A 15,366-nucleotide genomic window follows, 5' to 3' on the forward strand; every position below is an offset into this window, starting at 1 on the left:
AACCGGCCCCTGAAGCGGGGACCGGGGGTCTATGGGCCGCGTCCGTCAGGCGAGACCGGGCGCAGCCGACAGCGCGGCGCCGAGCAGTGCCGCGCGGGCCCTGTCGCTGCCCCTGCGCGCGGCTTCGACAAAGCCGGTGGTCGCGGACGAGACGGGCGGCGGCGCGCAGGCCCGGCAGTCGCCGGACGGCCCGACCGGCACGCCGCACTCCTCGCATTCGCTCCCGACCCGGGACGGCGAGGATTCCGCCGAAGCGGCCGGGGGCAGCGGCGCGGGCAGCTTGCGGCGCAGCCGGTCGGCGAGCAGCCCGGGTGCCGAGAGGACCAGCTCCGGCAGTCCCGCAGTCAGCGACGTCCGCAGTTGCGCGTCACTCGCGCCCACCGCCCGCCACTGCTCGACCAGCGGCGCCAGCCGTACCGCTTCGGCCGTGCCCAGGGCGAGCCGGTGCTCGCGGCGGCCGAGCGAGAGCAGCAACTCGGTAGCGGACCGGAGCTGTTCGGGAACGGACAGCTTGGGCAGCACGGCCCGCCGAGCCGGTTTCGGCGCCGGGGGAACTTCCCGTACCACCAGGGACGACTCCCCCGCCGGAGGCAACTCCCGTACCCGGGAGGGAGGTTCTTGTTCCCCAGTCGTTTCTCCCGTAGGGAGCGAGCCCGACACGCCGGTGCACTCCTCACCGGAGGCCAGGTTTCGGCCATTTTCACCACCCCCGCCAGGTCCCCCGTCCGAGTACGGGCAATCGAACACCTCGTACACCGTGCGGAGTTGGCCATTCTCCGGGTCCTTCACGACCCGGCGCCGCAGATAGCGGGATTCCTCCAGCTCACGCAGCGATTCAGCGATCCGCGCCCGGCCTTCCTTGCGCTGCTCGGCCAGCGACCGGATGGAGGCACGGGCGCCGGGCGGGAGGCTCAGGAGGTACATCAGTACGCCTGCTGCGCACCACGAGATGCTGCGGTCGCGCAGAAGGACGTTGGCGAACGTGGAGAAGGCGCGCGTGGGCGTTGTACGGTAAATCCGCATCGGAGTGACGGCTCCTGGTCTCTGGTGGAAGCCGTAGCCTCCGGTGCCAGGCCCCCGGGTGGTTGCACACCGCGGGGGCATCTCAATGTCTGTGGACTCAGGGCCGATCTCAGCCCCGGTGATATCCGTGACAGTAACGCCACACACAGTCACGAGCGCAAATGCCAACTCCAGGGTCCTGCGCGGCTGTTCGATTCCCCCGTACCGGACCGTCATACCGCCCCCGACCTGCGGTTACCGCCGGAACCCGAACCTCTTCCCGGCTCCTCCGCACCCTCCCCCGAGTTGCCGCAGTTTCACCCGCCGGAGTGATGGAACGGGCGGGTCCACGAACCGGATTCCTCAGGTGCATCTCCTGCGACCTCGACCGCAGGGCTTGACCTTGCCATTGACGTCAGGGTTGGACGCTGACCGGCATGGAGAACAACAGCAACAGCATCGCGCGGCAGGACAGCAGGGTCGTCGTCATCACCGGGGCCGGCACCGGAATCGGACGGGCCACGGCACGCGCCTTCGCGGCCGAAGGGGCACGTGTGGTCGTGGTCGGCCGACGGATCGAGCCGCTGGTGGAAACCGCCGACGGCCATGAGCGGATCACTCCGCTGAGCGCCGACATCACCGGCGACGGCGAGCCCGAACGTATCGTCCAGGAGGTACTGACGGCGCATGGGCGACTGGACGTCCTGGTCAACAACGCGGGCATCGTGAGCAGCGGCCCTCTCGGCGCGCTGGGTCCGGGGGTGATCGGGCCCCAGATCGCCACCAACCTTCTCGCGCCCATCCTGCTGGCGCGGGCCGCGCTCCCCGCGCTGGAGAACTCCGGCGGGGTGATCGTCAACGTCAGCACGGCCATTGGCCAGCGAGGCTGGCCGGACAACTCGGTCTACGCGGCGACCAAGTCCGCGCTGGATTCGCTGACCCGCAGCTGGGCCGTCGAACTGGCGCCACGCGGAATCCGGGTGACCGCCGTCGCACCCGGCGCCATCGCCACCCCCATCGGCGCTCACCAGGGCCTGACACCGGAGCGGCTGGCCGCGCTGCGTGCGTGGCAGCTCGCGCACACCCCGCTGAACCGGATCGGCCGACCGGAGGAAGTGGCCTGGGCCATCACTCAACTCGCCGCCCCGGACGCGTCGTTCATCACCGGAGCGATCCTCCCCGTGGACGGTGGAGCGGTCGTGGCGTGATAGGAGTGACGCACAGGGTCGGGCAATGGGGGAAACGGTGCGGATCGGCGAACTGGCGAAGGCGACCGGGGCGACGGCCCGCGCCCTTCGGCACTACGAGCAGGCAGAACTGATCTCGTCGGAGCGCGCCCCCAACGGCTACCGCGTCTACGACGAGCGGGCGGTGGTACGGGTCCGCAACATCCGCTATCTGCTGTCCGCCGGGCTCACTTTGGACGACGTACGGGTGTTCCTGCCCTGCCTGGACGGGGACGTGGCCACGGTGCCGCCCTCGCAGAGGGGGCTGCGGGTCGCGTACGAGCGTATGGCGGTCCTCAACCAGCGGATCACCGCCCAGACCGAGGCCCGCGACCGCCTGGAAAACGCGCTCCGAAAAGCGGCCACCGGCCGCCCCGACGACTGAAACCCCCGCTCGATGACAGTGCGTGTCCTACAGCCGTAACGGAACGTGCAGGACTGGTAGTGCAACGCCATGAAGACAACTCATCGACTGATCATGCTTTCCGGGGTACCCCGCGCGAGCGGGGTACCCCGCGCGCGCATGATCAGTAGGAAACAGTCAGGGACCTGACCGACACACGGTCGCCGCCACCATCATTGACGACGAAGTAGTATTCCCCGGCTCCGTGATCGCCCCAGTTGCCAGTCGAAGTGGACGAACTGCCCGCGAAGCACTGGGTGAACGCCGCCTTGACGTAGCCCGTGTCCGGGCCGTTGTTGACGACCTTGTACAGAGTGACGTTCACGACGGATTGGGAGCCGGTGCATCCGGTGAACTTGATCGTAGTGCCCGTGGACGAGGTCGGCGCGGTCCAGCGGCGGGACTCAAACCCCGGAGCGGCACCGGACAGACTGCCGTTCCAACTGGCCGCCTGAGCCGGTGCGGCAAAGATAGCGACAATGGTGAATGCGCTGAACAGCACCACGGCCACACGACGGAGCGACGTCCGCAAAGAGGTTGTACGCGCGTAGAGAGATCTCATGGGTTCATCACTTTCGTTCGCGAGTCGAAATCCGAGCGTGCGAAAGAGGAATGTTCCCCTCCCCCCGGGAACGGCATACCTGCCCAACAGGAGGGTCATGCTCCTGCCACATGCCGAACAGAGAGAACCGTAAAATGCTCGCCAGAAATGATCAACGGGCATTTTGAGTCACGACTTGAATAGGCGCAACTACCGGCAGTTACATTCAGGTTGTGTCGAGCAGTGAGCGGTCATGGAGGATTGGACAGTCAAGGTGTCCCAAGTCGTTTCGTGGGATGCCCAGTTGCCGGAGTTGTTGCAGCAGGTGGGTGATGTCTTCCCACCGGGGGATCTGCGACAGCGGGCTACGGCGTGCGTGCACTGTTGGGCCCGGTCTCCCACAAAACGGCTGGCAGTTGGCCCCCGCACTCACAACACACCGCCAGACGGCACCCCGCACACGCCGAAGGGCGGTGAGCACCAGCCCACCGCCCCTCGACCGACCCGCCAAAGCGAACTGCGAACCGCAGCCCGCGAACAGCTACTTGACGATCTTGATCCGGTCCGCCGCCGGCGGCGCCAGCGGCGCCTCCGCGCTGGAGTTCGCCTTCAGGTACGCGTTCAGCATGTCCAGATCCGCCGCGCCGACCAGCTTGTTCTTGCCCTCGCCGAGCGCCGGGAAGCCGTCGCCGCCGCCCGCGAGGAACTCGTTCATCGCGACGCGGTACGTCTTCGCCGGGTCGATCGCCTCGCCGTTCAGCTTCACCGTGTCCGTGACCACGCGGGCGGCGCCCGACTTGGTCATGTCCAGGGTGTACGTCAGGCCCTTCGAGGGCTGGAGGATCTTCGGGGACGCCTCGTTGGACCCGCTGACCTGCTGCTGGAGCGCCTTGATGACCTGCTCTCCCGTCAGGTCCACCGCGTTCATCATGTTGGTGAACGGCTGCACCGTGAAGGCCTCGCCGTACGTCACCACTCCGTCGCCCTCACTGCCCGACGCCTTGTGCACCAGGTCCGACCTGATCCCGCCCGGGTTCATGAAGGCGATCTGCGCGCCGCCCTTGTCCGCCGGGGACATGCCCGCGAGCTGGGCGTCCGCGATCAGGTCGCCGAGCGGGGACTCCGGGGTGGACGCGCCACGGCCGTTGATGTCCGCCGAGATGTAGCCCTGGGGGGCCGCCGCGATCGGCGCGGCCAGCTTGTTCCAGCGCTCGATGAGCGAGGTCAGGTCCTTGGCCTTGGGCTGCTCGCGGCTGACGACGTGGTTCGCCGACTTCACACTCGTCCGCACGATGTCGTTCGTGCGGCGGTCGTAGGTGAGCGTGGTGTCCGTGTAGAGCTTGCCGAACGACGAGGCCGACGTGACCAGTCGCGGCTTGCCCGCCGGGTCCGGGATCGTGCACGCGTACGCCGCGTGCGTGTGCCCGGTCACCAGCGCGTCGACCTTGGGCGTGATGCCCTTCGCGATGTCGGTGATCGGCCCCGAGATGCCGTCACCGGCGCCGGGGCTGTCGCAGTCGTAGTTGTACGCGGTCGAGGCGGGCGAGCCGCCCTCGTGGATCAGGGCGACGATCGACTTGACGCCCTGCCGCTCCAGTTCCTTGGCGTACTTGTTGACCGTCTCGATCTCGTCGTGGAACTTGAGCCCCTTGACGCCCTCGGCGGTCACGACGTCCGGCGTGCCCTCCAGGGTCACACCGATGAAGCCGACCTTGACGCCGTTCTTCTTCCAGACGGTGTACGGCTTGAGGACCGGCTTGCCCGTCTTCTCCGTCGTCACGTTGGCGGCGAGGTACGGGAAGTCGGCGCCCTTGAACTTCTTGCCCTTCTCGTAGCACCCCCCGGTCGGGTGGCAGCCGCCGTTCTGGAGGCGGGCCAGTTCGGTGGCGCCCTCGTCGAACTCGTGGTTGCCGACGGTCGTCACATCGAGGTCGATCTTGTTGAGCGCCTCGATGGTCGGCTCGTCGTGGAAGAGGCCGGACAGCAGCGGGCTCGCGCCCACCATGTCGCCGCCCGCCGCGGTGATGGAGTACGGGTTGCCCTTGCGCGCGTCGCGCAGCGAGGTCGCCAGGTACTCGACACCACCGGCCGGGATCGTCTTGGTCGTGCCGTCGGCCTGCTTCTCGGTGACGGTCCCGGCCGAACCCGCGGGGGCCTCCAGGTTTCCGTGCAGGTCGTTGAAGGACAGCAGCTGTACGTCGACGGTGCGGGGCTTCTGGTGACCGTGGCCGTGCCCCTTGCCGGACGTCTGTCCCTGGGCGGTGGCGGCGGGCATCGCGGCGACCAGGGCGCCGACGGTGGCCAGACCGGCGGCAGCGGCGAGCACCCGCCGGGCCGCGCGGTTCTTCTGCGGTGCTGACATGGGTCCCCTTGTGAATTGAGCGTGAGGCGTGAGAGGTGAGGGTTGGCTGAGGGTGTGCGCCGGGTTGCGCCGAGGCGAGGTGATGAGGTCCGCCGGCGGAGGAAACCCGGGAATCTCCCAGAGGCTGCGAGCGGCAGCCTAGGGTCAACGCGCGTAGCCCAACAGGGGGTACCGGGTTACGAGCCGGTTGCCTTTCGGGGCGCCCCGCCGGTTACGGCCCGCCCGCACGTCCAATACGGCCCGCCCGCACGTCCTGCTCACGGCCCGCCCGCACGTCCCTCTCGTATCCCTCTCGCCGCACCCCCGCCGTACCCTCGACGCATGACTGACGCAGCAGCCCGCGAGTCCGGCCGGCAGATCCAGACCCTCGACGCGCTCACCCCCGAGCAGGCCGAGGACGTCCTCGGCCTGCTCGCCGAAGCCGCCGCCACGGACGGCGTGCAGGCCGTGTCCGAGCAAGGCAGGCTCCAGTTGCGGGGCGGACACCGCCAGGGCGTACGGCACTTCCTGCTCACCGCCGACGACGAGCTCGTCGGGTACGGACAGCTGGAGGACACCGATCCCATCGAGGCTCCGGCCGCCGAGCTGGTCGTGCACCCCGGGCGCCGGGGGCGCGGTCATGGCCGGGCGCTGGGTGTCGAGCTGCTGCACGCGTCGGGGAAGCGGCTGCGGGCATGGGCGCACGGCGGGAAGTCGGCCGCCCGGCATCTGGCGCAGGTCCTCGGGCTGACCCTCTTCCGTGAACTGCGGCAGCTGCGCCTCCCGTTGAACCCGCCCTCCATCCCGGAGCCGGCCCTGCCCGCCGGGGTCACCGTCCGTACGTTCGTCCCCGGGCAGGACGACGCCGCCTGGCTCGCGGTCAACGCCGCCGCCTTCGCGCACCACCCCGAGCAGGGCTCGCTGACCCAGCGGGACCTGGACGACCGGATGGCCGAGCCGTGGTTCGACCCCAAGGGCTTCTTCCTGGCCGAGCGCGGCGGCGAGCTGATCGGCTTCCACTGGACGAAGGTGCACGCCGAGGAACAGCTGGGCGAGGTGTACGTGGTGGGCATCAGGCCCGACGCGCAGGGCGGCGGCCTCGGCAAGGCGCTCACGGCGATCGGCCTGCGGCACCTGGCGGCCGAGGGGCTGCCGACGGCGATGCTCTACGTGGACGCGGACAACACGGCGGCCGTCACGGTGTACGAGCGGCTGGGATTCAGCACGCACGAGGTGGACCTGATGTACCGGACGGAGTCCTGACCCGACCCAAAGCCATAGTTAGGTGACGTAAGGGGCGGCGGCCTTGACGCCGCCCCTTACCTGTAACACTCTTTCCCTACTTCCTTAGTGAAAGGGTGTTTGCGGGTGATCGAATACCGCATTGACCGGCGCAGCGGGGTCGCCACCTACCTCCAGATCGTCCAGCAGACGAAACAGGCCCTGCGCCTCGGACTGCTGGAGCCCGGCGACAAGCTGCCCACCGCCCGCGAGGTGGTGGAGGCCACCGCCATCAACCCGAACACCGTGCTCAAGGCGTACCGCGAGCTGGAACGCGAGGGACTGGCCGAAGGACGGCGCGGGCTCGGCACTTTCGTACGGGGGACCCTCGGCCGCGGTTCGGCCGACAGCGCGCTCCGGGCCGAACTGGCCGCCTGGGCCGATCGCGCGCGGGCGGAAGGCATGGACAAGGACGACGTGACCGCGCTCTTCACATCCGTGGTCGAGGAAAGATTCAAAGGGGACGGCGCATGACAGTGACGGCGATCGAGGCGACGGGCCTCGGCAAGGGGTACGGGGCGGGCGGGAGGTTCGGAACGTACGGGAAGTCCCGGAAACAACGTGAGCACTGGGCGCTGCGCGACTGCTCCTTCCGGATACCGGCCGGGCGCGTCTGCGCCCTCGTCGGGCCGAACGGCGCCGGCAAGTCCACTCTCCTCGCCCTCACGGCAGGTCTGCTCGCACCGACCGAAGGGTCCGTCCGTATCCTCGGCACCGACCCGGCCGCGGCCCGCGAGCGCCTTGCGTATGTCGCCCAGGACAAGCCGCTCTACCCACAACTGACGATTACTCAGACTCTGCGCATGGGACGCGAGTTGAACCCGGAGCGCTGGGACGAGGAGGCGGCCGGACGGATCATGGAGGGCGGTGGGCTGGACTCCGGCGCACGCGTCCGTACGCTCTCCGGCGGACAGCGCACCCGCGTCGCGCTCGCCCTCGCGCTCGGCAAGCGCCCCGAACTGCTCCTGCTGGACGAGCCGATGGCGGACCTCGACCCACTGGCCCGCCAGCAGCTGATGGGGGCGCTGCTGGGCGAGGCGGCGGAGCACGGCACCACCGTCGTGATCTCCTCGCACATCCTCACCGAACTGGCTGACGCCTGCGACTATCTGCTGCTCGTGGACGGCGGCCAGGTGCGCCTCGGCGGCGAGATCGACGACCTCATCGACGCGCACAGGGTGGTGACGGGCCCGGCGGGCGACCTCGCGCCGCACGCGGTTGTCGAGTCCCGTACGTCAGGGCGCGGGCTCACCGCGCTGGTCCGGCCGGACGGCCCGCTGGACGACAGCTGGCAGGCCCACGATCCGTCCCTGGAGGAACTGTTGCTGGCCCATCTGCGCTCCCCCGAGGCGCCCCCGCTGCTCACCCCGAGCGCGGATGTCCGGACGGACCGAACAGACCGGGCAGGCAAGACAGGCCGGGCGGAGGCGACGGCATGAGCACGCTCACCCTGCGCGGCCCGGCCTGGCTCGCCGTACGACAGCACCGCCTCGCACTGTGGTCGGCACCGGCACTCCTGGTGCTCGCGGCCGCGATCGTGATCTTCCTGCGGCTTCGCGCCGGCGCCGTGGCCGACAGCTACGCGGGCAGCGACTGCTCCGCCCAACAACCGACGTTCGCGTGCGAGGGTACGGTCCGGGAATTCCTCGACACCCAGTTCGAGTACTCCCAGTGGCTCAACTACATGGGCCTCCCGCTGTTCGTACTGCCCGGAGTGGTCGGCGCGTTCGTCGCGGGCCCCATGATCGCCCGGGAGCTGGAATCCGGGACGTACAAGCTCGCCTGGACCCAGTCCGTCACCCCCGCCCGCTGGCTCATGGTGAAGCTGGCGGTGCCGACCGCGTGGACGGTCGCCTTCGTCTCGGTGGCTGTCCCCCTCCACCGCTGGGCCTGGGCCACGCGCCCGGTCGAGGACATCGCCCCCGGCCTTTGGCACGAACCGGTCCGCTACGCCGGGATGGGCCCGCTGCCCGTGGCGTACGCGCTCCTCGGCATCGCAGCCGGCGCGCTCGTCGGCCTGCTGGTGCGCCGTACGGTCGTGGCGTTGTCCGTCACCGCGCTCGCGATGGGCACGGTCATGATGCTCTTCATCACGCAGCTGCGGGTCCATCTCTGGCCGACCGTGACCGCCCTGGGCGACGAGCGTGACTCCCTGGGCAGCGGATGGGTCATCGAGCAGGGCGTGGTGCTGGCCTCGGGCGAGCGGGTGACCCACGACGAGTGCGTCGCGGGAGGATGGCAGGCGTCACCCTGTCTGAAGGTCCCCGACGGAGCCACCCGCTTCGCCGAGGTCCATCCCGTCTCCCACTTCTGGCCTCTCCAGCTCGTGGAGACCGGCATCATCCTGGTGCTGGTCGCAGCCGTCACGTTCGCCGCGTTCCGGGTGCTCGGCCGCCGCCACCGCTGACGGCCGCCGCCACCGCTGACGGTCGCCGCCACAGCTGACGGCTGACGGCCGTCGCCACGAGCGACGGCACAGCGTCACCGTCCGGCTCCGCAGGATCACCGGACGGCTCCCCGAGGGATGGGTGTGACACCCTCGGGGAGCCGCGCCGCACCCTCGGATAGCCCGAATCCATGATGTGACGCCCCCGGGGAGCCCCACCCCGCTTTCCTTCACGTCATGTCGCCGTTACCGGCCATTCAGAAGAGATTGCGACCCTCTCTGAATGCAGCCCGCTGTGCCCCCCGTCCCGAACGGCATTCCAAACGGCAGGACCAACGGCAGGACCAATGGCAGGACCCATCTCACCCCTGCTCTCTCCGACGCGCCTGTCTCACCCTCCGCGCGGAAGAATAGGGACATGAGCCAGCAGCCCGCCGAGGTACCGGTCCAGCACTCCCAGCACCCTCAGCAGCCGTCCGTCGGTTTCATAGCCGCCCACCGGCCCCATACGGTCGCCTCGCGCGGCGGATCCGACCTCGAACCCGATCTCGACTCGGACCTCGACGCGTACGAGGAGGACGGCAGCGCGCACGGCACCGAACTGCCCCAGGGGCGGTTCCTCGACCGCGAGCGCAGTTGGCTCGCGTTCAACGAGCGGGTCCTGGAGCTGGCCGAGGATCCCACGACGCCGCTCCTCGAACGGGCGAACTTCCTCGCGATTTTCGCGTCCAACCTGGACGAGTTCTTCATGGTCAGGGTGGCCGGACTCAAACGGCGCATCGCGACCGGGGTGGCCACCCGCTCCGCGTCCGGCCTCCAGCCCCGCGACGTACTGGACCTGATCTGGACCCGCTCCCGCGAGATCATGGCCCGGCACGCCGCCTGCTACCAGCAGGACATCGCCCCGGCCCTCGCCGACGAGGGCATCCACATCATCCGCTGGCCCGAGCTGACCGAGAAGGAGCAGGCCCGCCTCTTCACGCTCTTCCGCCAGCAGATCTTCCCGGTCCTCACGCCCCTCGCGGTCGACCCGGCGCACCCCTTCCCGTACATCTCCGGCCTCTCCCTCAACCTGGCCGTCGTCGTACGCAACCCGGTCAGCGGCCACCGCCACTTCGCCCGGGTCAAGGTGCCGCCCCTGCTGTCCCGCTTCCTGGAGGCCTCGCCGCAGCGGTACGTACCGCTGGAGGACGTCATAGCGGCCCACCTGGAGGAGCTGTTCCCCGGGATGGAGGTGCTGGCGCACCACATGTTCCGGGTCACCCGCAACGAGGACCTGGAGGTGGAGGAGGACGACGCGGAGAACCTCCTCAAGGCGCTGGAGAAGGAGCTCATGCGGCGCCGCTTCGGCCCGCCGGTGCGCCTGGAGGTCGAGGAGTCCATCGACCCGTACGTCCTCGACCTGCTGGTACGCGAGCTGAAGGTGTCCGACGCGGAGGTCTACCCGCTGCCCGGACCGCTGGACCTGACGGCGCTGTTCGGGATCTCGGCGCTGGACCGGCCCGAGCTGAAGTACCCCAAGTTCATCGCGGGCACGCACCGTGACCTCGCCGAGGTGGAGTCCGCGTCCGCGCCGGACGTCTTCGCCGCGCTGCGCGAGCGTGACGTCCTGCTGCACCACCCGTACGACTCGTTCTCGACGTCCGTCCAGGCCTTCCTGGAGCAGGCCGCGGCCGACCCGGACGTACTGGCCATCAAGCAGACGCTGTACCGGACGTCCGGCGACTCCCCGATCGTGGACGCGCTGGTCGACGCCGCCGACTCGGGCAAGCAGGTCCTCGTCCTCGTCGAGATCAAGGCCCGCTTCGACGAGCAGGCCAACATCAAGTGGGCGCGCAAGCTGGAGGAGTCCGGCTGCCATGTGGTGTACGGCCTGGTCGGGCTGAAGACCCACTGCAAGCTCTCGCTGGTGGTCCGGCAGGAGGGCGACATCCTGCGCCGCTACAGCCATGTCGGCACCGGCAACTACCACCCGAAGACGGCCCGGCTGTACGAGGACCTCGGCCTGCTCACCGCGGACCCGCAGGTCGGCGCGGACCTGTCCGACCTGTTCAACCGGCTGTCCGGCTACTCCCGCCGGGAGACCTACCGCCGGCTGCTGGTCGCCCCGAAGTCCCTGCGCGACGGGCTGATCTCCCGTATCAACAAGGAAGTCGCGCACCACCGCGCGGGCCGCCCCGCGTACGTCCGTATCAAGGTCAATTCGATGGTCGACGAAGCGATCATCGACGCCTGTTACCGGGCCTCGCAGGCGGGCGTGCCGGTCGACATCTGGGTCCGCGGCATCTGTGCCGTACGCCCCGGAGTCGCCGGGCTCTCCGAGAACATCCGGGTGCGTTCGATCCTGGGCCGCTTCCTGGAGCACTCGCGGGTCTTCGCGTTCGGCAACGGCGGCGAGCCCGAGGTCTGGCTCGGCAGCGCCGACATGATGCACCGCAACCTCGACCGTCGTATCGAAGCGCTGGTCAGGGTCGTCGACCCGGCCCACCGCGCGTCCCTGACCCGGATGCTGGAGACCGGGATGTCCGACACCACCTCCTCCTGGCACCTCGGCGCGGACGGCAACTGGACCCGGCACTCGACGGATTCGGACGGCCAGCCGCTGCGGCACGTACAGGAAATGCTCATAGACGCCCGGAGGCGCCGGCGTGCAGCACCATGAAGTGGACACCGACCGGCTGACGGCGGGGGAGGTGCTGGCGGGGTATCTGCACTCCCGCGCCGGTGACTTCCTGCGCAGCCTGCGGCAGTACGGCGAGAGCGGATCGGACACGGCCGCGGCCGAGGCCGCGGCCCGTTCGCTACGGGGCGCGGCCCGCAGGATCGGCGGCGGGCTGCATACGTTCCGGCCACTGCTGGACCAGAACTGGGCGGATCAGCTCCGTACGGAACTGGGCTGGCTCTCCGGCACCCTGGCCCAGGAACACGCCTGCACGAACCGGCTGGCCCGGCTGCTGGGGGCGCTGGCGCGGCTGTCGGGCGGGGGGCCGGTGTCCGGTCCGGTGTCCGCGTCGGCCTCGGCGCCTGCGTCCGCCTCGTCCGTTCCGTCCTCACGTACGGAGAGGGAAGCCGCACGTACGGACAAGGAGGCAGCGCTCGACGCCCGGCCGGCCGGCCCTCTCGCCGTCGGGGCGTCCCGGGCCGGCGCGCTGCTCGAACGCCAGCTGACCCTCGCCCGGACCCGCTCCCACTCGGCGGCGCTCCAGGCGCTCGGCTCGTCCCGCTTCCACGCGGTGGCGGACGCCGTGGCCGTACTGGCCTCCGAGGTGCCGCTGGCACCCGTCGCGGGCGCCCCCGCCGCCGAACTTCTCGCCGGGCCGGGCATGGGCGCCGAACGGCATCTGCTGGACGCCGTCGCCGCGCTGCCGCTGGCCCGCGCCGCGCATCCGTACAACGCGGAGGCCCTGGTCAGCGGGCTGGCCACCGCATCGGACGGGGAGGCGCAGGACGCCCCCTGGCACCAGGTGCGCCACCTGCTCCGACTGCACCGGTACGCGCAGGAGGTGTGGTGCGCCGAGGGCCCCGATCCGCGGCTGGCGGGCGCGGTCCAGGCCCTGGACCGGCACCGCGACGCGGCCGAGGCGGCGGCAGCGGCGGCGAACGCGGCCCGCACGCCCCGCATAGCCCCCGCCACGGCGTACGCGCTCGGGGTGCTGCACGCGGACCAGCGCCACGAGGTGGAGGCGGCGCGCTTCGCGTTCCAGCAGGTGTGGCAGAAGACGACGGTGGGCTCGGTGGGTTCGGTGGATTCGATGGGCTCGGTGGGTTCGGTGGGCCCGGTGACCGCGCCATGACCGGGCCCGAGCCCCGTTCGGCCCCCTCGGGCACGGTGTTCGCGGCGGGCTGCGTGCTGTGGCGCCGGTCGCCGTCCGGCGCCGGGATCGAACTGGCCCTGGTGCACCGGCCCAAGTACGACGACTGGTCCCACCCGAAGGGCAAGCTCAAGCGGGGCGAGGACACGCTGGCGGCGGCGGTACGGGAGGTCCTGGAGGAGACGGGCCACCACTGCGCGCCGAGGGCCCGGCTCGGCACGGTCCGCTATGTGGCGCAGGGGCGTCCCAAGGAAGTCAGCTACTGGGCGGCGGAGTCGACGGGCGGGCTGTTCGCCCCGAACGACGAGGTGGACCGAATCGCCTGGCTCACCCCACCGGCGGCCCGTACCCGCCTGACGCAGCCCCGGGACCGGTTGCTGGTGGACGCGCTCCTGAACGCGCTGCACGCGGCGTAGCCGCCGCGCGGCGGTGCGGTGTGGTCGCGAGTGCGGGGCGCCGCCCGGTGCGGGGCGTGGTGGGTGCGGGGCCCGGGGCCTCCAGAGGCGCATGTCCGGACTGCATGATTTACGGCGCGTGCGAGTTTGCTTTTCGGGTGCGAGCCGGTGTGCGCCACAAATCACGCTTTACGTCCGGACACGTCACCTCCTACGCCCCCGACCCCCTCCCGCCGATCGCCCCCTGCGGGCCCGTGGGACCCCGAGGGGAATCAGGTCGCGTACTCCAGCTCCGCCATCGCGGCCTGGCGTACTACCCGGGTTAAACCGTCCATGTCCAGGGCCACGAGGTATTCGACAAGCGCGTCCCGGGTCTCCCGCACTCGATCGGCGAGTGCCCCGCCGCAGACGTCTCCGGGCAGGATGATGCGGCGGAAGTCCAGCTCTTCGATCACGCCCGCGATCAGCTGTTCGGCCAGCCATACCGGGGTTCGTTCCCGGATGGCGAATGTCAGATGGACGCTGTGATCATCAGAGTCCGCCACGAGCGGATTGTGGACCCAGCCCCTCGGCAGCAGCAGCGACTCCCCCGCCTTGAGATCGACTTCGATGTCCGGGCCGGCGGCCTCCCATGCCGGAATGTAGTCCTCACGCCACACACGCCAGCTCTCGTTGAACTCCCGCATCGGCGCTTCCACAGGCGGACGCCACATCTGCCATCGCTTGACGCCCGCCGTCTGTACGATCACCGCCATCTGTTGGTCCCAGTGGTGGCGCAGGCCCTGGTTGCCGGGCGGCGTCATGAAGGCGTGGACATAGTTGGAACAGCCCGTCTCCTGCTGGATCCGCCGCGAGAGAGCCGCCACGAAGGGAATGACCCGCTGCAGGTTGCCCAGCCGGATGGTGTGCCCTTGTCCGTAGAACTTGCGCAGCTTTGCCGGATCCACACGCCCGTTGGTCGTGAACGCGTCCCGGTTCAACGACGGTCCTGGCGCCTTTACCACGGCGATCTCATTCACGGGCACACAGCCGCTGTCGATGTAGTCGTTGAGTACCGCCGAGGTGACCGTACGGTCCAGCTCCGTGACACCACGCTCGTACACACAGGGCTCCGCCGGCCAGTGGCTCAGAAGATCGGCAATACCGTTTTCGGGAAGCAGCAGGCTAAGTGACATGGCGTCCTCGCATGAACTCTGAGTGATCAGGAGGCGGAAGCGGGCAGGGAATCCTGGGATGGAAGCGGTGGGGACAGCACACGACCGCGAACGACACCAGGCTCGAAGACCTGGCGTAGTGAACCCACACGACATCGTTTCCGCGCGGGAGATCGTCCTCCGCCTGTGCGACCTTTACGTCGAGGTGGACATACGACTGTTCGCCATTCTCGCGTTCGAAGGGCTGATCCGCTCCGTACGTCTTGGTCAGCCAGTCCACCGCATCGGCGGCATCCGTCCAGGACCGGTCGGCCGTGGTCTGGCTTCGACGCATCAGCCAATGCCCCGTCTGCATCGGCGGCATTGTCGAAGCCAGGAACACACGGGTCTGCTCATCGTCCGGTAGAGCGCCGGGACGGCGGAGGCCTTCATGCCCGTAGGTGTTCCTGCTGCCGACCCATGGGCCGTACCCGTGCCAGTGCCCTGACCAGCTCATCGGATGCCTTCCAGGAAAGGACGGACCACCCCGGTCCCGCCGATTACGGCCCGTCTGTTCAGTACTGTGTTCGGAGCTGGGGAAGGGGCCAAGTCAGAGCGTCAGCCCCTGTTTCCTGGCCCATCCGAGGGCAAAGTCATCGAGTTCCGCCTTGGTGAAGCGGAGTTCCTTGTCGGCGCCCTCGGGCTTGCTGTCCCGGAGGGCGTAGAAAGGCGTGCCGGGAATCACACCGACCTCGACGCACGACTCGTGCTCGCCGCCCAGGTTGCCGCCACAGAAGTTCTCGAACTCTGCTTTCTCGGTCGGGAAGCTGTAGAGAGCGCTCATGA

General features: G+C 69.6%; 14 protein-coding genes. 9 read left to right on the forward strand and 5 right to left on the reverse strand.

Annotated features, from left to right (window positions below; translation table 11 throughout):
- Nucleotides 1–45: 45 nt before the first annotated feature.
- Nucleotides 46–1,023, reverse strand: a complete 978-nt coding sequence (locus tag ACIQD6_RS32750) for a hypothetical protein (protein ID WP_401889710.1) — start codon at nt 1,021–1,023, stop codon at nt 46–48.
- A 416-nt stretch (nt 1,024–1,439) separates the two neighbouring features.
- Between ACIQD6_RS32750 and ACIQD6_RS32755 the strand changes: the two genes are divergently transcribed.
- Both ACIQD6_RS32755 and ACIQD6_RS32760 read left to right on the forward strand, forming a co-directional pair.
- Nucleotides 1,440–2,210, forward strand: a complete 771-nt coding sequence (locus tag ACIQD6_RS32755) for an SDR family NAD(P)-dependent oxidoreductase (protein WP_401889713.1) — start codon at nt 1,440–1,442, stop codon at nt 2,208–2,210.
- 25 nt (nt 2,211–2,235) lie between these two features.
- Nucleotides 2,236–2,613: a MerR family transcriptional regulator gene (locus ACIQD6_RS32760; protein WP_401889715.1), complete on the forward strand. Its 378-nt coding sequence runs from the start codon at nt 2,236–2,238 to the stop codon at nt 2,611–2,613.
- A 142-nt stretch (nt 2,614–2,755) separates the two neighbouring features.
- Here the strand turns inward: ACIQD6_RS32760 and ACIQD6_RS32765 are convergent, their stop codons facing one another.
- The gene (locus ACIQD6_RS32765) at nt 2,756–3,142 is read right to left on the reverse strand and encodes a hypothetical protein (RefSeq protein ID WP_401889718.1); all 387 of its coding nucleotides are present in this window, start codon (nt 3,140–3,142) and stop codon (nt 2,756–2,758) included.
- A 571-nt stretch (nt 3,143–3,713) separates the two neighbouring features.
- Nucleotides 3,714–5,534 (reverse strand): bifunctional metallophosphatase/5'-nucleotidase, encoded by a 1,821-nt coding sequence (locus ACIQD6_RS32770; RefSeq protein ID WP_401889719.1) that lies wholly within the window; start codon nt 5,532–5,534, stop codon nt 3,714–3,716.
- A 321-nt stretch (nt 5,535–5,855) separates the two neighbouring features.
- Here ACIQD6_RS32770 and mshD point away from each other — a divergent pair, with 321 nt between their 5' ends.
- The 7 genes from mshD to ACIQD6_RS32805 all read left to right on the forward strand — a co-directional run bounded on the left by mshD (nt 5,856) and on the right by ACIQD6_RS32805 (nt 13,408).
- Complete coding sequence (gene mshD / locus ACIQD6_RS32775; RefSeq protein ID WP_401889722.1) at nt 5,856–6,776, forward strand: mycothiol synthase; 921 nt, start codon at nt 5,856–5,858, stop codon at nt 6,774–6,776.
- A gap of 105 nt (nt 6,777–6,881) precedes the next feature.
- Nucleotides 6,882–7,268, forward strand: a complete 387-nt coding sequence (locus ACIQD6_RS32780; RefSeq protein WP_401889724.1) for a GntR family transcriptional regulator — start codon at nt 6,882–6,884, stop codon at nt 7,266–7,268.
- Nucleotides 7,265–8,233 (forward strand): ABC transporter ATP-binding protein, encoded by a 969-nt coding sequence (locus ACIQD6_RS32785; RefSeq protein ID WP_401889726.1) that lies wholly within the window; start codon nt 7,265–7,267, stop codon nt 8,231–8,233. Before ACIQD6_RS32780 ends, ACIQD6_RS32785 begins: the two co-directional genes overlap by 4 nt.
- Nucleotides 8,230–9,201 carry an ABC transporter permease gene (locus ACIQD6_RS32790; RefSeq protein WP_401889728.1) on the forward strand — a complete coding sequence of 324 codons (972 nt, stop codon included), beginning with the start codon at nt 8,230–8,232 and terminating at the stop codon, nt 9,199–9,201. The genes ACIQD6_RS32785 and ACIQD6_RS32790 overlap by 4 nt, the downstream gene beginning before the upstream one ends.
- A gap of 397 nt (nt 9,202–9,598) precedes the next feature.
- Nucleotides 9,599–11,842, forward strand: coding sequence for an RNA degradosome polyphosphate kinase (locus ACIQD6_RS32795; RefSeq protein ID WP_401889731.1), 2,244 nt, complete (start codon nt 9,599–9,601; stop codon nt 11,840–11,842).
- Complete coding sequence (locus tag ACIQD6_RS32800; RefSeq protein ID WP_401889734.1) at nt 11,829–12,974, forward strand: CHAD domain-containing protein; 1,146 nt, start codon at nt 11,829–11,831, stop codon at nt 12,972–12,974. Before ACIQD6_RS32795 ends, ACIQD6_RS32800 begins: the two co-directional genes overlap by 14 nt.
- Nucleotides 12,971–13,408 (forward strand): NUDIX hydrolase, encoded by a 438-nt coding sequence (locus ACIQD6_RS32805; protein WP_401889736.1) that lies wholly within the window; start codon nt 12,971–12,973, stop codon nt 13,406–13,408. The genes ACIQD6_RS32800 and ACIQD6_RS32805 overlap by 4 nt, the downstream gene beginning before the upstream one ends.
- A gap of 251 nt (nt 13,409–13,659) precedes the next feature.
- Here the strand turns inward: ACIQD6_RS32805 and ACIQD6_RS32810 are convergent, their stop codons facing one another.
- Both ACIQD6_RS32810 and ACIQD6_RS32815 read right to left on the reverse strand, forming a co-directional pair.
- A complete protein-coding gene (locus ACIQD6_RS32810) occupies nt 13,660–14,490 on the reverse strand; it encodes a JmjC domain-containing protein (RefSeq protein WP_401889739.1) in 831 nt (276 codons plus the stop codon).
- Between the two features lie 640 nt (nt 14,491–15,130).
- Nucleotides 15,131–15,364, reverse strand: a complete 234-nt coding sequence (locus tag ACIQD6_RS32815; protein ID WP_401889742.1) for a DUF397 domain-containing protein — start codon at nt 15,362–15,364, stop codon at nt 15,131–15,133.
- Between the last annotated feature and the right edge of the window lie 2 nt (nt 15,365–15,366).

It is taken from the genome of Streptomyces sp. NPDC088400, assembly GCF_044753355.1.
GTDB lineage: Bacteria > Actinomycetota > Actinomycetes > Streptomycetales > Streptomycetaceae > Streptomyces.